Annotated in this window: 28 protein-coding genes and 1 riboswitch; of the genes, 21 read left to right on the top strand and 7 right to left on the bottom strand. The window is 36.5% G+C overall.

What is annotated here, in order from left to right; genetic code table 11:
* Positions 1-57 precede the first annotated feature (57 nt).
* Positions 58-666, bottom strand: coding sequence for a translation initiation factor IF-3 (gene infC, locus O5633_RS07800; protein ID WP_269609063.1), 609 nt, complete (start codon positions 664-666; stop codon positions 58-60).
* Positions 667-726: 60 nt separating this feature from the next.
* Positions 727-1,626 (bottom strand): tRNA (adenosine(37)-N6)-dimethylallyltransferase MiaA, encoded by a 900-nt coding sequence (gene miaA, locus O5633_RS07795; RefSeq protein WP_269609062.1) that lies wholly within the window; start codon positions 1,624-1,626, stop codon positions 727-729.
* 171 nt (positions 1,627-1,797) lie between these two features.
* Here miaA and gyrB point away from each other — a divergent pair, with 171 nt between their 5' ends.
* From gyrB to O5633_RS07775, 4 genes are read left to right on the top strand one after another with little or no spacing between them, the layout of a single operon-like run.
* Entirely contained in the window at positions 1,798-3,765 is a 1,968-nt protein-coding gene (gene gyrB / locus O5633_RS07790) for a DNA topoisomerase (ATP-hydrolyzing) subunit B (protein ID WP_269609061.1), read from the top strand.
* Complete coding sequence (locus O5633_RS07785; RefSeq protein WP_269609060.1) at positions 3,765-4,106, top strand: hypothetical protein; 342 nt, start codon at positions 3,765-3,767, stop codon at positions 4,104-4,106. The genes gyrB and O5633_RS07785 overlap by 1 nt, the downstream gene beginning before the upstream one ends.
* Position 4,107: 1 nt before the next feature.
* A complete protein-coding gene (locus O5633_RS07780; protein WP_332299676.1) occupies positions 4,108-4,491 on the top strand; it encodes a CrcB family protein in 384 nt (127 codons plus the stop codon).
* Positions 4,484-4,828, top strand: a complete 345-nt coding sequence (locus O5633_RS07775) for a fluoride efflux transporter FluC (protein WP_269609059.1) — start codon at positions 4,484-4,486, stop codon at positions 4,826-4,828. Before O5633_RS07780 ends, O5633_RS07775 begins: the two co-directional genes overlap by 8 nt.
* Here the strand turns inward: O5633_RS07775 and O5633_RS07770 are convergent.
* Entirely contained in the window at positions 4,825-5,301 is a 477-nt protein-coding gene (locus tag O5633_RS07770; protein ID WP_269609058.1) for a glutathione peroxidase, read from the bottom strand. The genes O5633_RS07775 and O5633_RS07770 overlap by 4 nt on opposite strands.
* A 62-nt stretch (positions 5,302-5,363) precedes the next feature.
* On the opposite strand from O5633_RS07770, the gene mgtE reads away from it, so the two are divergent.
* Both mgtE and O5633_RS07760 read left to right on the top strand, forming a co-directional pair.
* Positions 5,364-6,773 (top strand): magnesium transporter, encoded by a 1,410-nt coding sequence (gene mgtE, locus O5633_RS07765; protein WP_269609057.1) that lies wholly within the window; start codon positions 5,364-5,366, stop codon positions 6,771-6,773.
* A gap of 100 nt (positions 6,774-6,873) precedes the next feature.
* Positions 6,874-7,881 (top strand): RpoD/SigA family RNA polymerase sigma factor, encoded by a 1,008-nt coding sequence (locus O5633_RS07760; RefSeq protein WP_269609056.1) that lies wholly within the window; start codon positions 6,874-6,876, stop codon positions 7,879-7,881.
* Here the strand turns inward: O5633_RS07760 and O5633_RS07755 are convergent.
* On the bottom strand, positions 7,866-8,765 hold the full coding sequence (locus tag O5633_RS07755) for an alpha/beta fold hydrolase (RefSeq protein ID WP_269609055.1): 900 nt from the start codon (positions 8,763-8,765) through the stop codon (positions 7,866-7,868). The two genes, O5633_RS07760 and O5633_RS07755, sit on opposite strands and share 16 nt — an antisense overlap.
* 180 nt (positions 8,766-8,945) lie before the next feature.
* Here O5633_RS07755 and mutT point away from each other — a divergent pair, with 180 nt between their 5' ends.
* Entirely contained in the window at positions 8,946-10,100 is a 1,155-nt protein-coding gene (mutT, locus tag O5633_RS07750) for an 8-oxo-dGTP diphosphatase MutT (RefSeq protein WP_269609054.1), read from the top strand.
* Between the two features lie 36 nt (positions 10,101-10,136).
* Positions 10,137-11,132 (top strand): carbohydrate kinase family protein, encoded by a 996-nt coding sequence (locus O5633_RS07745; RefSeq protein ID WP_269609053.1) that lies wholly within the window; start codon positions 10,137-10,139, stop codon positions 11,130-11,132.
* Here O5633_RS07745 and tsaE read toward each other — a convergent pair whose 3' ends face one another.
* A complete protein-coding gene (tsaE, locus tag O5633_RS07740) occupies positions 11,133-11,624 on the bottom strand; it encodes a tRNA (adenosine(37)-N6)-threonylcarbamoyltransferase complex ATPase subunit type 1 TsaE (protein WP_420063611.1) in 492 nt (163 codons plus the stop codon). It abuts the gene before it with no gap.
* Positions 11,625-11,648: 24 nt separating this feature from the next.
* On the opposite strand from tsaE, the gene ahcY reads away from it, so the two are divergent.
* Together ahcY and O5633_RS07730 are read left to right on the top strand one after the other, a co-directional pair.
* A complete protein-coding gene (gene ahcY, locus O5633_RS07735; RefSeq protein WP_269609052.1) occupies positions 11,649-13,082 on the top strand; it encodes an adenosylhomocysteinase in 1,434 nt (477 codons plus the stop codon).
* Between the two features lie 24 nt (positions 13,083-13,106).
* Positions 13,107-13,763: a DedA family protein gene (locus tag O5633_RS07730; RefSeq protein ID WP_269609051.1), complete on the top strand. Its 657-nt coding sequence runs from the start codon at positions 13,107-13,109 to the stop codon at positions 13,761-13,763.
* Positions 13,764-13,773: 10 nt separating this feature from the next.
* Here the strand turns inward: O5633_RS07730 and O5633_RS07725 are convergent, their stop codons facing one another.
* On the bottom strand, positions 13,774-14,163 hold the full coding sequence (locus O5633_RS07725; protein ID WP_269609050.1) for a single-stranded DNA-binding protein: 390 nt from the start codon (positions 14,161-14,163) through the stop codon (positions 13,774-13,776).
* 85 nt (positions 14,164-14,248) lie between these two features.
* On the opposite strand from O5633_RS07725, the gene O5633_RS07720 reads away from it, so the two are divergent.
* The 6 genes from O5633_RS07720 (at position 14,249) to O5633_RS07695 (ending at position 19,351) form a co-directional block, all read left to right on the top strand.
* Positions 14,249-15,301, top strand: coding sequence for a rod shape-determining protein (locus tag O5633_RS07720; RefSeq protein WP_269603652.1), 1,053 nt, complete (start codon positions 14,249-14,251; stop codon positions 15,299-15,301).
* A gap of 3 nt (positions 15,302-15,304) precedes the next feature.
* On the top strand, positions 15,305-16,054 hold the full coding sequence (gene mreC / locus O5633_RS07715) for a rod shape-determining protein MreC (protein ID WP_269609049.1): 750 nt from the start codon (positions 15,305-15,307) through the stop codon (positions 16,052-16,054).
* Positions 16,047-16,547: a hypothetical protein gene (locus O5633_RS07710; RefSeq protein ID WP_269609048.1), complete on the top strand. Its 501-nt coding sequence runs from the start codon at positions 16,047-16,049 to the stop codon at positions 16,545-16,547. The genes mreC and O5633_RS07710 overlap by 8 nt, the downstream gene beginning before the upstream one ends.
* A 179-nt stretch (positions 16,548-16,726) precedes the next feature.
* Positions 16,727-17,467 (top strand): response regulator transcription factor RpaB, encoded by a 741-nt coding sequence (gene rpaB / locus O5633_RS07705; protein ID WP_158467370.1) that lies wholly within the window; start codon positions 16,727-16,729, stop codon positions 17,465-17,467.
* A 70-nt stretch (positions 17,468-17,537) separates the two neighbouring features.
* Positions 17,538-19,058 carry a lysine--tRNA ligase gene (lysS, locus tag O5633_RS07700; RefSeq protein WP_269609047.1) on the top strand — a complete coding sequence of 507 codons (1,521 nt, stop codon included), beginning with the start codon at positions 17,538-17,540 and terminating at the stop codon, positions 19,056-19,058.
* A gap of 41 nt (positions 19,059-19,099) precedes the next feature.
* Complete coding sequence (locus O5633_RS07695) at positions 19,100-19,351, top strand: hypothetical protein (RefSeq protein WP_269609046.1); 252 nt, start codon at positions 19,100-19,102, stop codon at positions 19,349-19,351.
* A 67-nt stretch (positions 19,352-19,418) separates the two neighbouring features.
* On the opposite strand, the gene smpB is transcribed toward O5633_RS07695, so the two are convergent.
* A complete protein-coding gene (gene smpB / locus O5633_RS07690) occupies positions 19,419-19,916 on the bottom strand; it encodes an SsrA-binding protein SmpB (protein WP_269609045.1) in 498 nt (165 codons plus the stop codon).
* Between the two features lie 47 nt (positions 19,917-19,963).
* Between smpB and ruvB the strand changes: the two genes are divergently transcribed.
* From ruvB to thiC, 5 genes are all read left to right on the top strand, one after another.
* A complete protein-coding gene (gene ruvB / locus O5633_RS07685; protein WP_269609044.1) occupies positions 19,964-21,037 on the top strand; it encodes a Holliday junction branch migration DNA helicase RuvB in 1,074 nt (357 codons plus the stop codon).
* Positions 21,034-21,822, top strand: coding sequence for a tetratricopeptide repeat protein (locus tag O5633_RS07680; protein WP_269609043.1), 789 nt, complete (start codon positions 21,034-21,036; stop codon positions 21,820-21,822). The genes ruvB and O5633_RS07680 overlap by 4 nt, the downstream gene beginning before the upstream one ends.
* Positions 21,819-23,003: an amidohydrolase gene (locus O5633_RS07675; protein WP_269609042.1), complete on the top strand. Its 1,185-nt coding sequence runs from the start codon at positions 21,819-21,821 to the stop codon at positions 23,001-23,003. The genes O5633_RS07680 and O5633_RS07675 overlap by 4 nt, the downstream gene beginning before the upstream one ends.
* A 12-nt stretch (positions 23,004-23,015) precedes the next feature.
* Complete coding sequence (locus tag O5633_RS07670; protein ID WP_269609041.1) at positions 23,016-23,243, top strand: DUF3188 domain-containing protein; 228 nt, start codon at positions 23,016-23,018, stop codon at positions 23,241-23,243.
* A 39-nt stretch (positions 23,244-23,282) separates the two neighbouring features.
* A riboswitch (TPP riboswitch) is annotated at positions 23,283-23,386 on the top strand.
* A 42-nt stretch (positions 23,387-23,428) separates the two neighbouring features.
* A complete protein-coding gene (thiC, locus tag O5633_RS07665) occupies positions 23,429-24,829 on the top strand; it encodes a phosphomethylpyrimidine synthase ThiC (RefSeq protein WP_269609040.1) in 1,401 nt (466 codons plus the stop codon).
* Positions 24,830-24,832 lie beyond the last annotated feature (3 nt).

Below are 24,832 nucleotides of genomic sequence, written 5' to 3'. Positions count from 1 at the left end.
AGTTAATAGAATGACTAGTGACAATTATTTCTTTGTCTAAAGAAAAGTTTATTTAATTTAATTGATTGTTCTCTTGGCTTTTTGGGGTTCAGTAGTATCTGTTTCTTTCTTTAATAATGGCGTTTTACGCGGAGTTAAAAACATAATCATATTTCTTCCTTCTCTTTTAGGCGATTGTTGGACTTCTGCTTTTTCTTCAAGATCCTTAGCCATTCTTTTCAAAAGCGTTTCAGCAAGAGCAGTATGCTGAATTTCTCGACCCCTGAAAATCACTGTACATTTAACTTTATCTCCAGCTTTTAAGAATCGAGTCGCTTGACTAATACGAACTTGATAATCGTGCTGATCAATTTTGTATCTCATTTTTACTTCTTTGACTTCGGTTTGATGTGATTTCTTTTTTGCTTCTTTAGCCTTTTTTTCTTGCTCAAACTTAAATTTTCCATAATTCATGATTCGGCATACTGGGGGGGTTGCCTTCTCGCTGACTAAAACAAGATCTAGTTCTCTGTCTTTAGCAACTTCTAGAGCTTCTTCTCGGCTTATGACACCAAGTTGTGTTCCATCTGAATCAACAACTCTTAAGCTTGAATAGCTGATTCTTTCATTTATGTTGGGCAGCTCTCTTTCTGGAGCGCGACGATCAAAACGAGGACGTGGTGGCATTCAGTGACTAATTTATGGGAAAAGTACCTTTTGAATCGATTCTAAGCATATATGAACTAATCAACCTAGAAACTCATCAATAATCGATAAAGCATCAGGTAATGCGTTCTTATTATTTAGCCATTTAGAATTATGCTTATTTCTAAACCAAGTTTTTTGTCTTTTGGCTAATTGACATGTTCGTTGGATTGTTATTGCTAAAGCCTCCTCAAAGTTAGTCTTTCCATTGATAATAGACTTTGCTTCACCATATCCAATAGTTTTAAGCAACTGTAAATCATTGCCGTATTTAATAATCAAATTTTCCGTTTCTTCGATCAAGCCATTTTTATACATTTTTTTAGTTCTATCTTGGATCCTTGTTTGTAAATTGTCTGGATTTAATCCAAGTTCTAAAACTTTCCATGGAATAGAGGTCTGGATCTTTTGTTTAGAAAATGTTTTTCCTGTAGCATAAAAAACCTCTAGAGCACGAATTGTTCTGATTGAGTCTTCTGGATGAATTTTCTCTGCAGCAATTGGATCACAACATTTTAATAAATTATGCCTTTCAACTTTTTTGATTTTGTAGAGCTGATCTCGTAAGAATTTTTGGGGTGATACGGCTGGGGGATTAAGTCCTCCAATCAAGCCTTTAAGATATAATCCACTTCCTCCTACCAGCAGTATTAAATTTCTTTTTTTTAATTCATTCTCCATAGAACTAATTGCAATCAATTGAAATTCATGAAGATTTATTGGATTAGAAGGGAAGCATAAATCAATTAAAAAATGAGGAACTTGTTCTTGTTGCTCTCGAGTTGGTTTCGCCGTCCCAATATTCATGTCAATGTAAATTTGACGCGAATCAACATTGTGAATATTGGTGTTGAGTTTTCTAGCAATATCAATTGCTAGTTCAGTTTTACCGCTAGCAGTTGGACCCATTAGAGCTATGACAACAGGTTTATTAGCTTGCATAATTCACGTTCAGAAGGTTTATTAGCAGTAAGTGCATGACAATTAATTTTTTTGATTGGGTTTTAAAATTTTCCTAAGATTTTTCTGTCACCAATGTTAAATTGAAATTGCAGGAAAGGTTTCGACTAATGCTCTTATCAAAGACAATCTTGCCTGTTTGCTTTAATCCGAATGAGTAAAGATTCAAAAGTCCAAGCTGCATATGGTGCTGAGCAGATCCAAGTTTTAGAAGGACTTGAACCTGTTAGAAAACGCCCTGGAATGTATATAGGCTCAACAGGGCCTAAAGGGCTTCATCATCTTGTTTATGAAGTTGTTGATAATGCTGTGGATGAGGCGCTTGCTGGTCACTGTGATGAAATTACAATTTTACTTTGTGAAGATGGCTCAGCATCCATAACTGACAATGGTCGTGGCATTCCAACAGATATTCATCCTCGCACAGGTAAAAGTGCATTAGAGACAGTACTAACTGTTTTGCATGCAGGTGGAAAATTTGGAAGTGGTGGATACAAAGTCTCTGGAGGTTTGCATGGTGTTGGTATTTCTGTAGTCAACGCTTTGAGTGAGTGGGTAGAGGTCACCGTCCGTCGACAAAAGAAAGTTCATTTCCAGAGATTCGAAAGAGGTGCATCAATTGGGAATTTAAAATCAGAGAATCTCTCGAAATCGGACCATGAATTAACTGGAACTACGGTTTGTTTTAAACCTGATGATCAGATTTTTACTGATGGTATAACTTTTGAATATGGAATATTGTCATCGAGACTTAGAGAACTTGCTTATTTGAATGGAGGGGTACGTATTGTTTTTCGTGACGAGAGAAAGAAGTCGTTAGATGTTGATCAACAGCCTCATGAGGAAATTTATTTTTATGAGGGAGGTATTAAAGAATATGTGGATTATATGACTAAAGAAAAAGACTCATTACATCCAGAAATTATTTATGTCAATTCAGAAAAAGATGGAGTTCAAGTTGAAGCAGCAATGCAGTGGTGTGTTGATGCTTATTCAGATAGCATTCTAGGATTTGCTAATAATATTCGAACGATAGATGGTGGTACTCATATTGAGGGATTAAAAACAGTATTAACAAGAACTTTGAATTCGTTTGCAAAAAAAAGAGGTAAAAGAAAAGAGGGAGATTCGAACTTAGCAGGAGAAAATATTAGAGAAGGATTAACAGCTGTTCTATCTGTAAAAGTTCCAGACCCAGAATTTGAGGGTCAAACAAAAACAAAATTAGGTAATACTGAAGTGCGAGGAATTGTAGATAGCTTAGTGGGGGAGTCTCTAAGTCAATACTTAGAGTTTAATCCTGGTGTGATTGATTTAATTTTAGAGAAAGCAATTCAAGCTTTTAATGCTGCTGAAGCAGCAAGAAGAGCTAGAGAGCTTGTTCGCAGGAAAAGTGTCTTAGAAAGTTCTACATTGCCAGGAAAGTTGGCAGATTGCAGTTCAAGAGATCCATCAGAATCAGAAATTTACATCGTTGAGGGTGATTCTGCTGGTGGATCAGCGAAGCAAGGAAGAGATAGGAAATTTCAAGCAATTTTACCTTTGAGAGGAAAAATCTTAAATATTGAAAAAACTGATGATGCGAAGATTTATAAAAATACTGAGATCCAATCTTTAATAACAGCTCTAGGTTTGGGAATTAAAGGAGAAGATTTTGAAGTGAAAAATCTCAGATATCACAGAGTAGTGATAATGACTGATGCTGATGTTGATGGTGCGCATATTAGAACTTTGCTTTTGACTTTCTTTTATAGGTATCAAAAGGCTCTTGTAGAAGGGGGATATATATATATTGCTTGCCCTCCTCTTTACAAAGTAGAAAGAGGAAAGAATCATACTTATTGCTATAACGAATCCGATTTACAAAAAACTCTTTCAAATTTTGGAGAAAAGGCCAATTATACGATTCAAAGATTTAAAGGCTTAGGAGAAATGATGCCAAAACAATTGTGGGAAACAACAATGGATCCTTCAACTCGAATGATGAAAAGAGTTGAAATAGAGGACGCTTTGGAGGCCGATAGAATATTTACAATTTTAATGGGTGATAAGGTTGCACCAAGAAGAGAATTTATTGAAACTCATAGCGTTGAACTTGATCTTGCAACTTTAGATATTTGATGAATTTACTTAGTACTTTTATAGTTTGGACTTGGTTGTTAGGAATTGCATTAGTAGTTCCAACTACATTACCTGCTGGAGGTGCTCAAAAATCAATAGTTCAACAAAGAAAAGATAATATTACGGCACCATTGATTGCTTTAAAAGAATTTAATTTGCTTTCCTCGGTCTCTAAGAATTCATCTATTTTAACTACAGTTAAAGCTGGAACTCCAGTTAATGTTATCAAATTTTGGGATTGTGATAATAGCGGTAAATGGTTATTAGTTAATGTTATTAGTCAGGATTCTTATCATTTGTTTTATAGAAAAGGATGGGTAAATATTAAAGATATTTTATAAATTGAAAGACGTTTTTTTGGTTTCTATAGGTGCAGCATTCGGTGCTAATATGAGATTTATATTGTATAAGAAACTAGAAAAATTAAAAATAGCTAATTATGTAGCTATTCTAATCATCAATAATTTTTCTTCTTTTCTTCTGGGTTTTTTTCTTTCTGCTGTCCCCCAGATTAGATATTTCAATTTTTCTTTTGAATTAGTATTATTTTTTTCAATAGGTTTTTTGGGAAGCCTAAGTACTTTTTCTTCGTTTATACATAACCTATTTGATTTATTTATTAAATTTAAATTTTTTAGGGCATTAAAATTATTAATTATCTCAATTGCTTCTGGAATAGTTTCTTTGGCGTTTGGATTGTTCTTATCTAATCAATACAGTGGATAATCTTTTGAAAAACAATGATTTTGTTTTTATTTCTATCGGTGCTATTCCTGCTGCATTATTTCGATGGCAAATTGATCAGATTTTTTTTGTGAATGCAATCGGTTGCTTTTTGTTAGGTTTTATTAATGCATTGCCAATTCGTAGGAGATTGAAATTAATTTTTGGATTTGGTTTTTGTGGATCTTTTACTACATTTAGTGGATGGTCCTTTCAGTTATTTGAATTAATAAATAATAGTTTTTACAAATTATTTTTTTTAAATATATTATTAATTGTATTAATCGGATTTATTGCTGTTTGTTTAGGCCATTTCGTTGCTAAGAAAATAATAAATTAATTTAGTAAAGCCTCAATAGCTTTTTTGATCTCTCTACTTTCCGGTTCTACAGCACTTTTAAACCTTGCGATTGCCTCTCCTTCTTGATTAATTAGAAATTTCTCAAAGTTCCATTGCACATCGCCAGATGGACTGACTTTATTCAAGGTTGTAAATGGCTCTGTTGTTTGACCTGTTGCATGAACTTTTTGAAAAAGTTGGAAATTCACCCCAAAAGACATTGAACAGAATTTTTTGATTTCTTTTAACTCACCAGGCTCTTGGTTTCCAAAATCATTGCAAGGAAAACCTAGGACTCTGAAACCTCTAGAAGCGTAGTTGTCTTGAAGATTTTGGAGTGCTTTGTATTGTTTCGTAAATCCGCACTTGCTGGCGACATTAACAATTAACAAAACATCTCCTTTGAAATGTTCAAAAGTTAATTTTTCATTCTCGAAAGAGAGGACCTCAACTTTGCTGATATTTACGGACATGGATATTGAAGTAACAAAATTAGATGTTAGTCATAAAATAATAGAGGCTTGCTGCTCCAAATATGAAAGAACAATTAGGGGCATACAATGAGACTCGATCTTTGGATAATGGCAGTTTGGTTGCCGAGGCAGTTGCTGAACAATTGGAGGCAATGCTTTCAGCAGGGAATTACGATGGCGTTAAATCATTACTCAGTCCTGTCCAACCTGTTGATATTGCCCAGGCGATTGGGACATTGCCAATGATTTTGCAGGCTTTGGCATTTAGGTTATTGAATAAAAATGAAGCAATAGAAGTCTATGAATATTTAGAACCATCAGTTCAACAAAATCTTTTAGATCGATTGAGATCAAATGAAGTACTGGACTTGGTGGAAGAGATGTCACCTGATGATCGAGTCCGTCTTTTTGATGAGTTGCCTGCAAAAGTTGTTAGGCGCTTGCTTTCTGAACTCAGCCCTGAGGAGAGACGTGTAACTGCTCAACTTCTAGGTTATGAATCTGAGACGGCTGGCAGATTAATGACCACTGAATTTATAGATCTGAAAGAATTCCTTAGTGTCTCACAAGCATTGAATCTTGTTCGACAACGAGCTACTGTTTCTGAAACTATCTATAGTCTTTATGTTACGGATAAAGAAAGGCACTTAACTGGAATTTTATCGCTGAGGGACTTAGTAGTTGCTGACCCTGAATCACGCATTGGAGAGGTCATGACAAGGGAAGTTGTTAACGTGCGAACAGATACTGATCAGGAAGAAGTTGCAAGAGCAATTCAAAGATATGATTTTTTAGCCTTGCCAGTTGTAGACCTTGAAAAAAGATTAGTTGGCATAGTTACTGTGGATGATGTGATTGATGTTATTGAACAAGAAGCAACTAGAGATATTTATGCAGCTGGTGCCGTTCAAGCAGGGGATGAAGATGATTATTTTCAAAGTAATTTATTTGTTGTAGCTAGAAGGCGCATCGTCTGGCTTGCTGTTTTGGTCTTGGCTAATGGATTAACAACTCAAGTTATTGCAATGAATGATGAGGTTTTAAAACAAGTGGTTTTGTTAGCTGCTTTCATTCCTTTGTTAATTGGTGCTGGGGGCAATGTTGGAGCTCAAAGTTCGACAGTTGTTATTAGAGGTTTAAGTACTCAGCGAATTCAGCGACTTGGTCTTTTTAGAGCTATTGCAAGAGAAGCTTTGGCAGGGGTTTTACTAGGAATTTTGATGGCTCTATTTGTTGTGCCTTTCGCCTGGTGGCAAGGACAAGGACCTTTGGTCGCAACAGCTGTAGGAATAAGCTTGATGGCTATTACAACTTTGGCTGCGACTGCAGGAGCATCATTGCCTTTGCTTTTTCATCGCATGGGATTAGACCCTGCACTAATGTCTGCTCCATTCATAACCACTGCTACAGATGTTGCAGGAGTGTTGATTTACTTGAAAACAGCTTCTTGGCTTTTGGGAAGACTGGTGTAGAAGCCGAATGAGTGTTTCTACTCAAAGTGGTGGAAGCCGGGCCCTACTTAATTGATCTTTACAATTCTTAGTAGTAGGCTTAACAAAACTCAACAAACTTATGACAACGGCAGTAGAGGCAATTCAGGCAAAAAAACCATCTACTACTATTTCTACTAGGTCATTAACAGATATTGATCTCGTCCGCTCATATTTAAGAGATATTGGAAGAGTCCCGTTGTTGTCACATGAGCAGGAAATAACTTTAGGTAGACAGGTTCAAGATCTCATGGTTCTTGAAAATCTTGAGTCAGAGTTGGAAAGCGATTTAGGTGAAAAACCTGATCTTGCTATTTTTGCTGATAAAGCGGGAATTTCTTCTGCTCAATTAAAAAAGAAGTTGAAAAGTGGTAAAAGAGCCAAAGAAAGGATGGTTGCAGCCAATCTTCGTTTGGTTGTCAGTGTCGCGAAGAAATATACAAAAAGGAATATGGAATTATTAGATCTAATTCAAGAGGGTACAATTGGATTAGTCAGAGGTGTAGAAAAGTTTGATCCTACTCGAGGATATAAGTTTTCAACCTATGCCTACTGGTGGATTAGGCAAGGTATCACGCGAGCAATAGCTGAAAAAAGCAGATCAATAAGGTTGCCAATTCACATAACAGAAATGTTAAACAAGCTCAAAAAGGGCCAAAGAGAATTAAGCCAAGAACTTTCCAGGACCCCAACTATTAAAGAGCTTTCAGAATATGTTGAACTGCCTGAAAGTGATGTGAAAGATCTAATGAGCAAAGCTGGACAGCCTGTCAGCTTAGAAACAAAAATTGGTGACGGTGAAGACACTATTTTATTGGACTTATTATCTAACGAAATTGATATGCCTTCTGAGCAAATAGAAAGTGATTGCATGAAAGGTGACTTAGAAACATTATTAGAACAACTACCTGAATTACAAAATCGTGTTTTAAGAATGAGATATGGCATGGATGGTGATGATCCAATGAGCCTTACTGGTATTGGAAGAGTATTGGGTATTAGTAGAGATAGAGTTAGAAATTTAGAAAGAGATGGTTTACGCGGTTTAAGAAAAACTGGAGATTCAGTTCAAGCTTATATGGTTTCTTGAATTATCTTTCTAAGAATAGGATTAACTTTTTCAGGCATTTCATCATGGGGACAATGCCCCGCTTCAGGAATAATATCTAGAGATTTTATACACTCAAAAGTTTCAAACCATTTTTGGGCTACTTTTACTGGTTCCCAAGGATCTTTTTCTCCCCATATTAAATGTACGGGTTTATTTAATTTCTTTAGTAAATCTGGAGCAAGATAATCATCAAATAGATTAATAAATCCTCTAAACGCCTCATGAGCTCCTTTCCCTTGTGTTGGTTTGAAGAGCATATGAATTAACTCTTCATCAACATTATTTCCACTTGGATAAGCAACTTTTAAGATTTTTTCAATAAAAGCTGGATTTGCTGCGTTTTTAAAAAGTTTTGAACTTAAAATTCTTTGTCTTACTAAAGTTTTAATCACTGGTCTAAGAAATCTCATCAATAATGATTGTTCCGCTAAGCGCTTATCATCCATTGTCCTTTGTGCGCAATCAATTAGTATTACTCCTACGCATTTCTGAGATAATTGTTTTGATGTATTTAATGCAATCACTCCCCCAATTGAATTACCTATTAATAAGACAGGCTTTTTAACTATTTCTTGACAGAAATCATTAACTTGTTGACTCCAGTTATCGAAACAATAATTGAAATTTTTAGAGTTTTTATTTTCATATGAAATCTGTGAATTTGGTTGACTACTTTCTCCGAAACCTATTAAATCTAATGCATAGCATGGTGCAATTGAGCTGATATTTTTTTGATTGAATCTCCAATGATCTTTGCATGCTCCAAAGCCATGAATAAACAATATTGCAATTTCAGATGTATTATCTTTCTCTTCTACTTGCCATGCAATTTGATAATTTTTCCAATTCCAGACTTGCTTCATAACTTTAGAGAGCAATATAAATTATTTTTACTTAAAGGTATATCTTTAGTAAAGTAAATAATTTCTTTATTCATATTATTCCATGTATTAGCCATTTAGAAAGTATTATTTTGAGTCGATAAAATTATTAAAATAATGATAGTATTAAAAAAATATGTTTGTAAATTTTGATTTATTTTGATGGACATGATTGTTTCTCCACAAAGTATCCAAAATTCACTTCTGGAATGGTTTAGAGAAAATGGTAGACATTGGATACCCTGGAAATTGAAGAAAGATGGTTCTATTCCTCAATCAGGTGAAAGTCTATCTCCTTATGGCATTTGGATTGCAGAGGTAATGCTTCAGCAGACTCAATTGAAGGTCGTTATTCCTTACTGGGAAAAATGGATGGAGGTTTTTCCCTCTTTGCCTTCTCTAACAGAGGCTGATTTAGAGAGTGTCCTTATGCTATGGCAAGGTCTTGGCTATTATTCACGTGCTAATCGAATACATCAATCCTCTAAAAAATTAATTGAATTTCTTGGGGAAAATACTGACCAAGATCCATATTCTTGGCCAAATAGAATAGATCAGTGGATGTTTCTTCCTGGTATAGGTAGAAGCACTGCAGGTAGTATCGTCTCTTCTGCCTTTGACCTGCCTGCACCAATTCTGGATGGAAATGTAAAAAGAATTTTGTCTAGATTGCTTGCGATTGAGCGAAAATCTATTAAGGATGAGAAAAAATTATGGGAATTTAGCTCTTTATTGATCTCTAAAATTAGTCCGAGGAATTTTAATCAGGCTTTGATGGACTTGGGGGCAAATATTTGTACTCCCCAAAAACCAAGTTGTTCTTCTTGCCCACTACAAAAATTTTGTGTTGCTTATGCAGACTACGATCCTAATAATTTTCCTAAAAAAGAAATGACCAGAATAAAACCTATTCAAGAAATTGGTATTGGACTTGTTTTTAATAAAAATGGCGAATTGCTAATAGACCAGCGATTGGAAAGTTCAAGTATGGGTGGGATGTGGGAATTCCCAGGAGGAAAAAAAATCTCCAGTGAATCTATTGAAAATACTATCGAGCGAGAATTAAAAGAAGAACTAGGGATTGTTGTCAAAGTTGGGCAAAAGCTTTTATCTTTTGAACACGCTTATACTCATAAGAAACTTTATTTTACTGTTCATATTTGTGAATGGATATCAGGAGAGCCAAAACCTTTAGCTAGTCAAAAATTACTTTGGGTGTCTCCAGACAAACTTTTTGAGTTTCCTTTTCCAGCTGCTAATACAAAAATTATTTCTGAATTGTATAAACATCTTTGCATTGAAAATAAAAAACTATAAATCGCTAATAATAACTTCATTGAGAATTGATTAGGCATGAATACTGGAAGTGTAATTGCTATTGGAGAAGCCTTGATAGATCGACTTGGTCCTCTTGGCGGTGATCCATCTTTTGATTTGCCAGTAACAGATTGTTTTGGAGGAGCTCCAGCTAATGTTGCTTGTGCATTAAGTCGACTAGGGGTGAATGTTTCTTTTATTGGCTGTTTAGGAAATGATGCTTTTGGGAAAAATTTAAAAAATTTATTGATTCAAAGAGGAATTAACACCTCGGGCTTACAGCATGATACCCATCGTCCTACAAGAGTTGTATTGGTTCGTAGAGACTCTGATGGAGAAAGATCTTTTGAAGGATTTGATGGTGATAAAGGCTTGGGATTTGCTGATCAAGCGATATCGAGAGAGAAGATTATTCGAGATTGGCCATTAGTTGCAAAAAAGGCGCAATGGTTAATTGCGGGAACAATTCCTTTGGCTTCAGAAATATCATCTAAAGCTTTGTTGTGGACTATAGAAAATGCTTTGCATGCAGGAATAAGAATCGCATTGGATCTGAATTGGCGTCCGACTTTTTGGCGAAATCAAGTTTCAACGGTCTTAGAGCCATCCACGAAAGAGAAAAATCAAATACTTTCAATTTTAAAAAACGTTTCATTAATCAAACTCGCAAAAGAAGAGGCCCAATGGTTTTTCAACTCATCTGATCCAACTCAAATTTCTTCATCTTTTGTTCATAGACCATCTGTTGTTGTTACTGATGGATCAAATCCCATTTCATGGCGACTTAATTATCATACTGGCAAATCATTTGCAATAACTCCTTCGTCTGTAGTTGATACGACTGGAGCTGGTGATGCATTTACAGCAGGATTGATTTATAAACTTTTGTCTGTTGATTTAGATCAAATAAGTCAACAAATTGCTGAAGATATTATTCAATTTGGAATTGCATGTGGTTCTCATGTTTGCACTGGAATCGGGGCGATAGACCCACAACCTTACCTTGAAGATATTGATAATTTATTGTCTTAATCATAGAGGAGGAATCAGCTGAAAAAGGCGGGATTGCTTGTCTGTGGAATATTCTAATTTTCCTCTCCAAGCATCATTAATTGGAAGAGATAATCTTTCTGGCCATTCAATGACCATCAATGCTCCCATGGCTTTGGATTCTTCTTCTTCTTGTAAAAAAAATTCGTTTGCTGCATTTGGTTCTTCAATTCTGTAAAGATCAAGATGTATCAATGGAGGAGATCCCCATGGATAATGTTGGGATAAGGGGAACGTTGGTGAAGTTATGGGCTCTTTGATGCTTAGACTTTTTGCAATTCCTTTAACTAATGTGGTTTTTCCTGCACCAAGAGGCCCATTTAAAAGGAGAATGCTTATATCTGGAAATTTTTTTGTTAATGTTGAACCTAATGAGATCGTTGATTCAGGTTTGTCTAGAGTCCAGCAGAAATAATTATTTTGCTGAGCAAATGAATTGAAAACCTCGAATTGTTTTTTATTATTTTTTTTCACAATCTCCCATAGATAGTTCAAGTTATGTTTGCAGCAACCAAGTCAAATCTCAACAGTATTGAAAAAAATACTGATTATGTAGTTAAAGATATTACCGAGGCAGAATTCGGGAGAAAAGAACTTTTAATTGCTGAAACAGAAATGCCTGGCCTAATGGCACTTAGAGAAAAATATGGATCCCAACAACCATTAAAAGGCGCTTTTATTGCAGGTAGTCTCCATATGACTATCCAAACAGGTGTACTAATTGAGACTCTTGTTGCACTTGGGGCAAAAGTTAGATGGGCTTCTTGTAATATTTTTTCTACACAAGATCATGCTGCAGCTGCTATCGCAAATTCAGGTGTCCCAGTATTTGCTAAGAAGGGTGAGACCCTAGATGAATACTGGGAATACACACACAAAATTTTTGAATGGAGAGATGGTGAATCTGCAAATATGATTCTTGACGATGGTGGTGATGCGACTGGATTACTTATCTTAGGGAGCAAAGCAGAAGAAGATATTTCAGTTCTTAATAACCCTTCAAATGAAGAGGAAATCGCATTATTTGCTTCTATCAAGAAAAAACTTTCTCTAGATCCAAATTTTTACTCAAAAGCTAAATCATTGATAAAAGGAGTTACTGAGGAAACTACTACTGGTGTAGCTCGCCTTTACCAAATGGAAAAAAATGGGGAACTTGTCTTCCCAGCAATTAACGTAAATGATTCTGTGACTAAAAGTAAGTTTGACAATCTTTATGGTTGTCGAGAATCTTTGGTTGACGGCATTAAAAGAGCTACAGATGTAATGGTGGCAGGCAAGGTAGCCCTTGTTATGGGCTACGGGGATGTTGGAAAAGGTTCTGCTCAGTCTTTAAGGGGATTAGGTGCGACAGTAATGATTTCCGAAATAGATCCTATATGTGCTCTTCAAGCTGCAATGGAAGGTTTTAGAGTTGTGAGATTGGATGAAGTAGTTGAGGATGTAGATATTTTTGTTACTGCTACTGGTAACTTCCAAGTTATACGTCATGAGCATTTGATCAGGATGAAAAATGAATCAATAGTATGTAATATCGGTCATTTTGATAATGAAATAGAGGTCTCCTCTTTAAAGAGTTATGACTGGGAAAATATTAAACCTCAAGTTGATCACATAACTTTACCGAGTGGTAATAAAATCATTCTTTTAGCAGAGGGAAGATTAGTCAACCTTGGATGTGCAACGGGTCATCCAAGTTTTGTTATGAGTAATTCTTTTACTAATCAAGTATTAGCTCAAATTGAATTATTCAAATTTGGAGTGAAATATTTGAATAAAGTTTATGTTTTGCCAAAACATTTAGATGAAATGGTGGCCATGCTTCATTTAGATAAGATAGGAGTAAAGTTGACTAAATTAACTAAAGAACAAGCTGAATATATAAATGTTCCAGTTGAAGGTCCTTATAAGACAGATCAATATCGTTATTGATTTTATTTAAACAATTCAAACTAAATGGAAATATCAGAATATATCTCTTCTTTACCCTTATTAATAGGAAATGCAGTTGAGACTAACCAGTGGATTGGTTATGGGGCTATTTTACTCGCAATGTTTTTGGAAAATCTAATTCCGCCAATTCCTTCGGAATTAATAATGCCTCTTGGCGGTTTTTATGTTTCTCAAGGGCAATTAGATTTTTTTCCTGTTGTTTTAGCAGGTTTAATAGGAACTGTAATAGGTGCTTTGCCTTGGTTCGGAATTGGTAGATTAGTTAACGAAGAAAGACTTGAGAAATGGCTTGAGAAACATGGGCGTTGGATTGGAATTAAACCTCTTGAACTTGCTAGAAGTCGTAAATGGTTCAACAGGTATGGAGTATCCCTAGTTTTTTGGGGAAGATTAGTACCTGGAATTCGGACTTTGATTTCAGTACCTGCAGGGGTGGAGTTAATGCCCATAACTCCCTTTCTGATTTGGACGACTGCAGGAAGCTTGATTTGGACCTTGTTCTTAACAATTACGGGCTTTTATTTAGGCGATAATTACGAAAACATTCAGACTTGGATTAGTCCTTTCTCAAGTGTCTTTAAGATAATTATTATTTTAGTTATCTCTGGCGCTTTGATAACTTTACTTTATAGAACTCTAAGTAAAATAATTAACAATTAAAACGAGATTTTTAAAATGGGATTTCGTCATTATTTGGTTGTTGATTAAATGAATTGTTGTTTTGGAAACTACTGCTTTCTGAATCTCTTTTGGATCCTAATAATTCAAGACGATCAACCCTAACAACTGGTTTATTTCTATCCTCACCTGTATTCCGATCCTTCCAGCTATCCAATTTGAAGCTTCCTGTTATACCTATTAAAGAGCCTTTTTTTACGTAATCAGCTGCGACTTGGGCTTGTTTACCCCAAATTTCTAGATTGAACCAATCTGGTTCATCATCTCGATTTCTTCTATTTACAGCCATTGTTAGATTTGCTACAACAGTTCCAGATTCAAAATATCTAACTTCAGGATCTCTTCCTGCTCTGCCAACAAGCGTGACTGAATTTATTGCCATAATTACCTCCCCAGTTTACTGGTTGCTAAATAATATATTTATCTTAGATCAACTCTCTTTATGATGGCTCAAATGATTGAAATCCGTGTTTTTTAACCGTTTCAAATTTTCCCGAGATATTGGGATTGATTTAGGTACAGCAAATACCTTGATTTATGTATCTGGTAAAGGAATCGTATTGCAAGAACCTTCAGTTGTCGCAATGGATTTAGAAGAAGGAGTTCCTCTTGCTGTAGGTGATGATGCCAAATTAATGTTAGGACGAACACCAGGGAATATCCGGGCAGTAAGGCCGCTTAGGGATGGTGTGATAGCCGATTTTGATGCAGCTGAGCAAATGCTTAAGACATTTATTCAAAAGTGTAATGAAGGTCGTGGAATTATTGCGCCTCGATTAGTTGTTGGCATTCCTAGTGGCGTGACTGGTGTAGAGAGAAGAGCAGTTCGTGAAGCTGGGCTTGCGGGAGCAAGAGAGGTGCATTTAATTGATGAACCTGTAGCTGCTGCAATTGGAGCGTCTTTGCCAGTGACAGAGCCTATTGGAACCATGATCGTTGATATTGGAGGGGGAACGACCGAAGTGGCTGTGTTAAGCCTTGGTGGAACAGTTTTAAGTGAATCAGTAAGGGTCGCAGGTGATGAAATTAATGATTCCATAGCTACCTATTTAAAAAAAGTACATAACTTAGTAGTTGGCGAAAGAACAGCTGAAGAGATAAAAATTAAAATTGGATCAGCTTTTCCATCTAATGAATTTGATTTGCAATCAATTGATGTAAGGGGATTGCATTTACTTTCAGGTTTGCCTCGTTCAATAAATTTGAAAGCGGGTGATTTACGAGAAGCCATGTCAGAGCCTCTCAATAAGATTGTTGATGCTGTCAAAAGAACTTTAGAGAGAACTCCACCCGAACTAGCTGCAGATATTGTTGATAGGGGGATCATGCTGGCAGGAGGCGGAGCACTAGTTAGAGGAATTAGTGATCTTTTAAGTCATGAAACAGGAATTTTCACTCACGTAGCGGAGGATCCATTGTTGTGCGTTGTAAATGGATGTGGTTTGGTTTTGGATGATTTTAAATCAATGCGAAGAGTTTTAGATACGCCTGATTTTGCAAGAAATGTAATAAGAGATTGAACAATGATTAAAGCCCGACGGAGAATTGGTTTCCATTTGCTTTTAAAAAGTAATTTCTGGGTAATTTTTTTATTTATAGCTTTCTTATTTGGGATTCGTTGGACAAAAGGAGCAGGATATTTAGATTTATACTCGATTTTATTAAAACCTATACTCCCTGGTACGGCTCAAAGAGAATGGATTAAGGAAGGTGAGAATATTGAAAGAAATATTCGATTAAAATTACTCGAGGAGGATAATACTCGTTTGAGAAGAGCTCTTGGTTTGCAAGAGTTTAATAGTGATCAAAGAATTTCAGCTGCTGTGATATCTCGATCCTCCAGAAATTGGTGGCAACAGCTAGAACTTAATAAGGGAGCAAGAGATGGAGTTTTAAAAGGGCAAACAGTTATTGGACCAGGAGGCTTAATTGGCTTGGTTGACAGCACAACCTTTCTCACTTCAAGAGTTAGATTATTGACTGATCCCGGTCATCAGGTGGGAGCTTGGATTGATAGAACTAAGCGTCATGGGATTTTGACTGGGATGGGCACAAACAGACCCAAACTAATCTTCTTAAATAAAAATAGTTTGGCTAAAATTGGCGACGCTGTAACTACATCTCCGGCAAGTACATTATTACCCCCAAATTTGACAATCGGAATTGTTCAGTTTATTAACGAGAATGCTTTACCGTCTCCATATGCAATAGTACAATTAACTGCATCGCCAGAGGCTATTGATTGGGTGCAAGTTTTGAAATATAATGAATAAAACTACTAAAAATATATTAATATTTTTTACTATAATTTGTTTACCATCTTTTATAATTATCACTCCTGACTGGCTTAAAATAAATGGAATAACTCCATGCTGGCCTGTGATTTTATTATTGCCATTTTCACTTAAGAATCCTCCTTGGAAGTCAGCTACAGCTTCATTATTATTAGGAGTGTTTATAGATTCTTTTACAATTAGCGATGTTTCTTATATTCCGTCTTTGCTTATTTTGTCTTTAGCTTTTAGTGTATATGGATTGCATAATAAAAAAATTGAATTATTTTTAAATATTGGTTTAATGGCTATCTTTGGAACTTTTTTTGTTGGACTTTCGATTTGGGTTCAAAAAATTATTTTGTATAGTGTTTTAAGAAATCATTGGTTTCATTCTTGGTCGATTTATGTATTAATTTCAGAGGTCATAATTACTGGATTAGTTGCCCCATTTTTTTCCTCTTGGCTTCTGCTTACTTATAAAAAAATATAATTAGAAAATTTTTAAACCTTTAAAAATAGAATAAATACTTATTTATTAGTGGGGACTCTGTCTTTTATATTAGTCAAAGGGCTTTGAATACCAGACTTGAAGATGATATCTTCATATAACAAGAAGCCATTTCGATATAAAATTTCGATGGTTTTGTCACTAAGGCAACAGCTAATCTCATGACCTGTATTTTGGTTGTAGATGATGAACCAGCAGTATTAAAAGTCTTGGTTACAAGGCTTAATCTTGCTGGTTATCAAGTTTTATCTGCACAGGACGGAGAGCAAGCACTCGAGGTTTTTCACAAAGAAGCACCTGACTTAGTGGTGCTGGATGTCATGCTTCCTAAGATGGATGGTTTTGCAGTTTGTCGAAGAATAAGAGCAGAGTCTTGTGTGCCAATAATATTTTTGACTGCTCTAGAAGCGATTTCAGAAAGAGTTGCAGGTTTGGACCTAGGAGCTGATGATTACTTGGCTAAACCATTTAGCCCTAAGGAGTTAGAGGCAAGAATAGCGACGATTTTGAGAAGAGTTGGACCTGCTCCGACAGTTGATGAGCCCAGAGAGGTTCCATCAGGTCAAGGAGTGATGAAGCTTGGTGATCTTGTCGTAGACACCAATAGGAGGCAAGTCAGTAGAGGCGGAGAAAGAATAGGCCTTACATATACAGAATTTAGCTTGCTGGAATTATTATTTCGTGATCCTGGCCGTGTTGTTCCTCGTGCAGAGATTTTGGAACAACTTTGGGGTTACCCTCCAAGAAGAGCGGCAGATTTAAGAGTAGTAGATGTCTATGTAGCCCGTTTAAGAGGCAAGCTTGAACCAGATCCAAGAAATCCTGAATTGATATTAACTGTAAGAGGTATTGGCTATGCTTCTCAAAGAATGGGAGAATTTCCTACTGCTATTGCCAGTTAAAGATTAATAGCTCAAAATTGATAGGTTTATCATTTGATTTCTTTTATTTCTGCCGTATGTATGAATTGTCTTGTCTGAATTAAGAGATACCCGCCTTGAGAAGGCCAAAGCACTAAAAAGCCTTGGTCTAGGTCCGTATGGTTTGAATTTTCGGCCTACTAACTCAGCCGATCAATTACAAAAGAAATATGCAGACTTGCCAAATGGCGAAGAAAACAAAAACGAAGTATCTATCGCAGGGCGCGTAATTTCCCGACGAGTGATGGGAAAACTTGCTTTTTTTACTCTTGCTGATGAGACAGGCACAGTTCAATTGTTTTTGGAAAAGGCGACCTTAAATCATAATGAAACTAGCGAAAATCCAAAGAATAATTTTGATAACATCACCTCTCTTGTTGATTCTGGGGATTGGATTGGAGTCAGTGGAATATTAAGAAGAACAGATAGAGGTGAACTTTCTATCAAAGTTTTCGAATGGTCAATGCTTTCTAAATCTTTACAGCCATTACCAGATAAATGGCATGGACTTGCTGATGTGGAAAAGCGATACAGACAAAGATATTTAGATTTGATTGTGAATCCGCAGTCAAGAAAAACATTTCGCACTAGGGCTTTATTAGTTAGTTCAATTCGTCGATGGTTAGATGAAAAAAACTTTCTTGAGATTGAAACACCAGTTTTACAGTCAGAGGCAGGTGGTGCCGATGCAAGGCCGTTTGTTACCCATCACAACACACTTGATTTGCCCTTGTATTTGAGAATTGCAACAGAATTGCATCTTAAAAGATTAGTAGTTGGCGGTTTTCAAAGAGTTTATGAACTTGGAAGAATTTTTCGAAATGAGGGAATAAGCACTCGGCATAATCCCGAGTTTACTTCTGTAGAAATTTATGAGGCTTTTGCAGACTATTTTGACATGATGGAATTAACAGAAAATATTCTTTCTTATGTTTGCGAAAAGATTTGTGGATCGACCAAAATTACCTATCAACAGCAAGAAATAGATCTGAAACCTCCTTGGAGAAGAGTTACTATGCATCAAATAGTTAAGGAGTTTACGGGTATTGACTTTGAAGTGTTTGAAGATAAGTTTGACGATGCCAAAGCTGCAATGCTTCTTCAGGGACTTCAAGTGCCAGATAAAGCTGATAGCGTTGGAAGACTTTTAAATGAAGCTTTTGAACAAAAGGTAGAGCCTAATCTGGTGCAACCTACATTTGTTATGGATTACCCAATTGATATTTCTCCATTGGCTAGAAAACACCGAACTAAAAAAGGTTTAGTTGAAAGATTTGAACTTTTTATAGTTGGAAGAGAGATTGCTAACGCTTTTAGTGAATTAATTGATCCAATAGATCAAAAAGAACGTTTACTTTTGCAGCAAGAAAAAAAAGAAGCAGGGGACCTTGAGGCGCACAGTGTGGATGAAGATTTTATTAATGCTCTTGAAGTAGGAATGCCTCCAACAGGAGGACTAGGCATAGGAATAGATAGGTTTGTAATGCTATTAACAGACAGTCCTTCCATAAGAGATGTCATAGCTTTTCCACTTTTGCGGCCAGAATCAAATTTAAAACAAACTGGAAAGTGACCCATCAAAGTGGATAATAGGCGAGTAAGGATTTTGTTCAGATGAGCGGTGAGAGAGTTGGTTTTCGTTTCAAGCACGCAGATGCTGTTGTGAAACGGAATCCCCAGGGGCGTTCAAGACGCGGCTGGGTTATGGAACCTGTTGAGCAAACGACAAGCAGGGGGACAAAAATGCCTGCTTATCGCATTAGATGGAGAGATAGCGAGCGTCCTGAAATTGTTTTGCAACATATGCTCATTGCTGATCCTGATCCAACACCTCCACCCGAAAATGTTAGTTTGGACGTTAACTGAAAATGAATATTTAAAGTATTATTTTTCTAATAAGAATTTGCTAGAAAATATTAAAATATTTTTTCCTTTAAAAACGTTTTAGAGCATTGGCTACATCTCTTTTTGAGTCATTAACTTTCTCTTGATTTCTTTTGTCATGCAACTTCCTACCTTTCCCTACTCCAATTCTTAACTTGACCCATGAGCCTTTCAGATAGAGATATAGAGGTATTATTGCTAAACCTTTTCTCTCTAAACTTATTTTTAGTTTTTCGATTTCTTTTCTATGAGCAAGAAGTTTTTTGATTCTTAGAGGTTCATGATTGAAAAATTTACCGGCATGATTATGAGGTGATATATGAACATTGTGAAGTTCAATTTGATCTTTTTTAATTAAACAAAATCCATCTTTCAAGTTAACTTTTCCAGCTCTAATAGATTTAACTTCGGTCCCAAGAAGCTCTAAGCCAGTTTCAAGTGTTTCTAGGATTTCATATTCATACTTTGCCTTTCGATTTTCAGCTAGGCGACGATTTCCATCGACTGAGGAATCTTTTTTTGATTTTTTCTTTCCTTTTTTGCTCATTCTTCTATTTACCTACATTTTTGTTGAGATGCCACTACCCTTCGTTCATGGCAATTGTGTCTTCAATTACTAATCATTCGTCCCTTCCTAATGATAAAGGAAAGGAAAGATTGGTTTGTTCCAATCTCTTAAAGGAGGAGTTGAAATTATCTAAGCAAGATTCACTTAGGCCTAAATCTTTTGATGAATTTGTAGGTCAATCTGAGTTAAAGAAAGTTCTTGAAATTTCAGTCAAAGCATCATTGACAAGAGGGGAAGCACTTGATCATTTAATGCTTTACGGGCCGCCTGGATTGGGAAAAACAACTATGGCTTTGGTTATTGCTGAGGAATTAGGTGTTAAAGCCAGAGTTACAAGTGCTCCTGCACTTGAACGTCCAAGAGACATTGTTGGATTATTGATCAATATTGAGCCACGTGAATTAATTTTTGTTGATGAGATTCACAGACTGAATCGCATTTCACAGGAACTTTTGTATCCAGCGATGGAGGATAGAAGGTTGGATTTAACTGTAGGGAAAGGCACTTCCTCGAGAATGCGATCAATCGAAATTCCTCCTTTTACCTTAGTGGGTGCTACAACAAAACCAGCTGCGTTGAGCTCACCTATGCGAGATCGCTTTGGAATAACTCAGCGACTTGATTTTTATAACTATTTGGATCTTGAAAACATTATTAAAAGATCTGCAAATCTTATTGATTTATCGATTTCAGACGAAGCATCTCATCAATTAGCCAAAAGAAGTCGTGGTACTCCCCGTATCGCAAATAGGCTCATAAGAAGAGTGAGAGATTATGCAGAAGTGCATTCCTCCTCAAAAATGATTGATGTTCAAGTTGTTAATGATGCACTAGATCTTCATCGTGTAGATCAAAGAGGATTAGATGCAACAGATAGAAGTTATTTAGGCTTGTTAGTTAATCAATATCAAGGTGGTCCAGTAGGACTCGAAACTTTGGCTGCTGCTCTTGGAGAAGATTCAACTACTCTGGAAACTGTAGTTGAGCCTTATTTAATGCAAATTGGTTTTTTACAAAGAACTGCTAGAGGAAGGGTTGTTACTCCAGCAGCTGAAAAACACTATCTGCTAACTTCGCCAAAAATAAAAAAAGATAAATGATAAAAATAAAAGTTTTTAATGTTTTACTTTTACTTTCCATCGTTTTTGTTTTTGTACCACTTCCGTCTCAAGCCAATGCCTCACCTAAGTTTTTATTCGAGAAAGCCCTTCAAGAAAGTAATGATGGTGATTTCATTCAAGCTGAAAAAGATTGGAGCTTGTATTTGAATGAAAATCCAGATGACGCAGCTGCATTGAGTAATAGAGGTAATACTCGTCTTGCTTTAGGTGATCCTCAGGGGGCCATAAGAGATCAAACTATTGCCATAAAAATTTCGCCTGAAGATCTAGATCCTTACCTTAATAGAGGAATTGCTGAAGAAGCCTTGCAGCTTTGGGACGACGCTTCGGAAGATTATAAATACGTTTTAAAGAAGAATCCTCAAGATGTTTCAGCCTTATATAACTTAGCTAATGTAATGGGATCTATGGATAATTGGATTGAAGCGAAGAAATTGTTTTCTCAAGCTGCCTCATCAAATAATTCCATAGCCATGGCCAGGTCGAGTGAGGCGATTGCGATTTATCAATTGGGTGATCTTGAACTCGCTGAAAAGAAAATCAGAATATTAATTAGTAAATATCCTTTATTCGCAGATGCTCGAGCAGCATTAAGTGCGCTTCTATGGCGTAAAGGCTTCTTAGGTGAAGCTGAAAGTAATTGGGCGGCGGCGTCTGGACTAGATATTCGATACTCTGATAGAGATTGGTTGTTGAATATTCGCCGTTGGCCTCCAAAACCCACAAGTGATTTGATTGCATTTCTTGCGTTGGAGGATAGATGAAAGATTTAGGAAAAGAAATTGACGACTTGTCTAAGGAGTCACTGCCCGATTTGATTAAATTGCGTCGTCATCTCCATGCACACCCAGAGTTAAGCGGGCAGGAATATCAAACTGCTGCTCTTGTTGCCGGGGAGCTTAGAAAAACAGGTTGGGAAGTAAAAGAAGCAGTTGGTAAAACTGGAGTGGTTGCTGAAATGGGTAATAAAAGCGGACCTGTTGTTGGCTTACGAGTTGATATGGATGCTTTGCCAATCGAGGAGAGAACAGGTTTAGATTATTCTTCTTCAATTCAAGGCTTGATGCATGCATGTGGCCATGACCTACATACTTGTATCGGTTTGGGTGTGGCTAAAGTATTAGCAAAAAACAAATTTACCAATTCTCGAATCCGAATCATTTTTCAACCTGCTGAAGAAATTGCTAAAGGTGCAAATTGGATGAGAGCTGAAAAAGTGCTTGAGGGAGTTCAAGCTCTTTTTGGCGTTCATGTTTATCCAGATTTGTCAGTTGGCAAAATTGGAATAAGAAGTGGTACTTTTACAGCTGCCGCTGCAGAATTGGAAATAGATATTATTGGTAATGGCGGGCATGGAGCAAGACCCCATGAAGGCATAGATTCAATTTGGATTTCTGCAAAAGTTATTAGTGGACTTCAAGAGGCTATTAGTAGACGTTTAGATGCTCTTAAGCCAGTAGTTATTAGCTTTGGGAAAATTTCAGGGGGAAATGCCTTTAATGTTATCGCTGAGAGGGTTAAGCTTTTAGGTACAGTTAGGTGTCTTGATAGCAATCTTTATGAAAAATTGCCTCAATGGATAGAGAAAATAGTACAAAATATAGCCTCTAATTATGGAGCTAAGGCTAAAATAAAGTTCAAGTCAATCGCTCCTCCAGTTTATAACGATCCTGAGTTGACTACTTTATTATCCACTTGTGCAAAGAACTTTATGGATGAAGAAAATATTGTTTATTTAGAAAATCCGTCATTAGGGGCTGAAGACTTTGCTTTCTTTTTGCAAGATGTTCCAGGGGCGATGTTTCGATTAGGAGTTGCTGGAGATCAAGGTTGTGCCCCATTGCATAGTGGGTATTTCTCTTTGGATGAGAGAAGCCTGGAGTTAGGAATAAAAATTTTGTCCCAAACAATGATTATGGCATCGAAAACTCCTCAAGACATCTAATTTCTTTATTTTATGAACAGATTGGGCAACCCATTAATCTCAATTTCGGCACCTTTGCTGATTTTATTAGCAATTACAGGTTTTTTACATAGAGAGGGCAAAGATAAAATCCAAGCAATACCTGCTTTAGTTTTTGGAAGTGGATTAGTTTTGACTGGAGCGGTTAGAAGATTTAGGCGACGACGAATGTTGTTTCTAGAGATGAAAAAGGATATGAATGATAAAAATTTTTATCAATAAAAACTTTAGGGTTTAGTTACGGATTTCGAGCTAATTTGTATTTATCACTAGGGGTGCCATATAGCTAAGCTATATGGCTGAGATCACACCCTCTGAACTTGACCTGGTTTGAACCAGTGTAAGGAAAGTGAAATCTTGTGATCTTTTTCATATTGCTCCTTGTTTATTCAATAGCTTTTTAATTCATGCGGAATTCATGGGTGGCTTCCAGAAAAGGTAAATCCAATGTTTCTCAGATGCATTTTGCCCGCAAAGGTGAAATGACTGAAGAAATGGTGTATGTGGCAAAGCGTGAGAATCTTCCTGAGTCTCTAGTGATGGAAGAGGTTGCGCGAGGCCGAATGATTATTCCGGCAAATATTAACCATACGAACTTAGAGCCGATGGCAATAGGTATTGCCTCAACATGCAAAGTCAATGCAAATATTGGCGCTTCGCCTAATGCAAGTGACATTAGTGAAGAATTAAAGAAGCTTGAGCTGGCAGTAAAATATGGCGCAGATACTCTTATGGATCTTTCTACTGGAGGGGTTAATTTAGATGAAGTACGAACTGCAATTATTAATGCCTCACCTATCCCGATTGGAACAGTTCCTGTCTATCAAGCTTTAGAAAGTGTTCATGGTTCTATTTCAAGGCTAACTGAGGATGATTTTTTACACATAATAGAAAAGCATTGTCAGCAAGGAGTTGATTATCAAACTATTCATGCAGGCTTATTGATTGAACATTTACCCAAGGTTAAAGGTCGTATTACTGGAATAGTTAGTCGTGGCGGAGGAATTCTTGCTCAATGGATGCTTTATCACTACAAGCAAAATCCTTTGTTTACGCGTTTTGATGATATATGCGAGATATTTAAACGATATGACTGCACTTTCTCTTTAGGAGACTCACTAAGACCTGGCTGCCTGCATGACGCGTCAGATGAAGCTCAACTCGCTGAGTTGAAAACCCTTGGTGAATTGACTAGACGAGCATGGAAACATGATGTCCAAGTAATGGTTGAAGGGCCTGGTCATGTACCTATGGATCAAATTGAATTTAATGTTAGGAAGCAAATGGAGGAGTGCTCAGAAGCTCCTTTCTATGTCCTAGGTCCATTGGTCACTGATATATCTCCTGGTTATGATCATATTTCAAGTGCGATTGGTGCAGCGATGGCAGGTTGGTACGGGACAGCGATGCTTTGTTACGTAACACCTAAGGAACATCTTGGGTTGCCAAATCCTGAGGATGTAAGAGAAGGGCTGATTGCTTATAAAATTGCCGCTCATGCTGCAGATGTCGCAAGACATAGATCAGGGGCTCGTGATCGTGATGATGAATTAAGTAAAGCTCGGAAAGAATTCGATTGGAACAAACAGTTTGAATTGTCCTTGGATCCTGAGAGAGCTAAGCAATATCATGACGAAACTTTACCTGAAGAAATTTTCAAAAAAGCAGAGTTTTGTTCAATGTGTGGTCCTAATCATTGTCCAATGAATACAAAAATAACAGATGAAGATCTTGATAAATTAAATGATCAAATAAATTTAAAAGGTGCAGCTGAACTAACTCCCGTTAAGTTAAACAAAGAAAATTAGTTC

This window comes from Prochlorococcus marinus str. MIT 1013 (assembly GCF_027359395.1).
GTDB classification, from domain to species: Bacteria; Cyanobacteriota; Cyanobacteriia; order PCC-6307; family Cyanobiaceae; genus Prochlorococcus_B; species Prochlorococcus_B marinus_E.
Note: the sequence above shows the minus strand (reverse complement) of the source record. Positions and strands in the feature narration are given on the sequence as shown.

Bases quoted from the DNA above. Each gene is read 5' to 3' on its own strand.
- O5633_RS07785 (WP_269609060.1), top strand. From the start codon at position 3,765: ATGAATTTACTTAGTACTTTTATAGTTTGGACTTGGTTGTTAGGAATT.
- O5633_RS07710 (WP_269609048.1), top strand. From the start codon at position 16,047: ATGAATAAAACTACTAAAAATATATTAATATTTTTTACTATAATTTGT.
- O5633_RS07730 (WP_269609051.1), top strand. From the start codon at position 13,107: ATGGAAATATCAGAATATATCTCTTCTTTACCCTTATTAATAGGAAAT.
- O5633_RS07675 (WP_269609042.1), top strand. From the start codon at position 21,819: ATGAAAGATTTAGGAAAAGAAATTGACGACTTGTCTAAGGAGTCACTG.
- O5633_RS07725 (WP_269609050.1), bottom strand. From the start codon at position 14,163: ATGGCAATAAATTCAGTCACGCTTGTTGGCAGAGCAGGAAGAGATCCT.
- O5633_RS07770 (WP_269609058.1), bottom strand. From the start codon at position 5,301: ATGTCCGTAAATATCAGCAAAGTTGAGGTCCTCTCTTTCGAGAATGAA.
- ahcY (WP_269609052.1), top strand. From the start codon at position 11,649: ATGTTTGCAGCAACCAAGTCAAATCTCAACAGTATTGAAAAAAATACT.
- smpB (WP_269609045.1), bottom strand. From the start codon at position 19,916: ATGAGCAAAAAAGGAAAGAAAAAATCAAAAAAAGATTCCTCAGTCGAT.
- ruvB (WP_269609044.1), top strand. From the start codon at position 19,964: ATGGCAATTGTGTCTTCAATTACTAATCATTCGTCCCTTCCTAATGAT.
- O5633_RS07670 (WP_269609041.1), top strand. From the start codon at position 23,016: ATGAACAGATTGGGCAACCCATTAATCTCAATTTCGGCACCTTTGCTG.
- miaA (WP_269609062.1), bottom strand. From the start codon at position 1,626: ATGCAAGCTAATAAACCTGTTGTCATAGCTCTAATGGGTCCAACTGCT.
- O5633_RS07760 (WP_269609056.1), top strand. From the start codon at position 6,874: ATGACAACGGCAGTAGAGGCAATTCAGGCAAAAAAACCATCTACTACT.
- rpaB (WP_158467370.1), top strand. From the start codon at position 16,727: ATGACCTGTATTTTGGTTGTAGATGATGAACCAGCAGTATTAAAAGTC.
- thiC (WP_269609040.1), top strand. From the start codon at position 23,429: ATGCGGAATTCATGGGTGGCTTCCAGAAAAGGTAAATCCAATGTTTCT.
- infC (WP_269609063.1), bottom strand. From the start codon at position 666: ATGCCACCACGTCCTCGTTTTGATCGTCGCGCTCCAGAAAGAGAGCTG.
- gyrB (WP_269609061.1), top strand. From the start codon at position 1,798: ATGAGTAAAGATTCAAAAGTCCAAGCTGCATATGGTGCTGAGCAGATC.
- O5633_RS07680 (WP_269609043.1), top strand. From the start codon at position 21,034: ATGATAAAAATAAAAGTTTTTAATGTTTTACTTTTACTTTCCATCGTT.
- mutT (WP_269609054.1), top strand. From the start codon at position 8,946: ATGGACATGATTGTTTCTCCACAAAGTATCCAAAATTCACTTCTGGAA.
- mreC (WP_269609049.1), top strand. From the start codon at position 15,305: ATGATTAAAGCCCGACGGAGAATTGGTTTCCATTTGCTTTTAAAAAGT.
- O5633_RS07745 (WP_269609053.1), top strand. From the start codon at position 10,137: ATGAATACTGGAAGTGTAATTGCTATTGGAGAAGCCTTGATAGATCGA.
- O5633_RS07695 (WP_269609046.1), top strand. From the start codon at position 19,100: ATGAGCGGTGAGAGAGTTGGTTTTCGTTTCAAGCACGCAGATGCTGTT.
- O5633_RS07755 (WP_269609055.1), bottom strand. From the start codon at position 8,765: ATGAAGCAAGTCTGGAATTGGAAAAATTATCAAATTGCATGGCAAGTA.
- mgtE (WP_269609057.1), top strand. From the start codon at position 5,364: ATGAAAGAACAATTAGGGGCATACAATGAGACTCGATCTTTGGATAAT.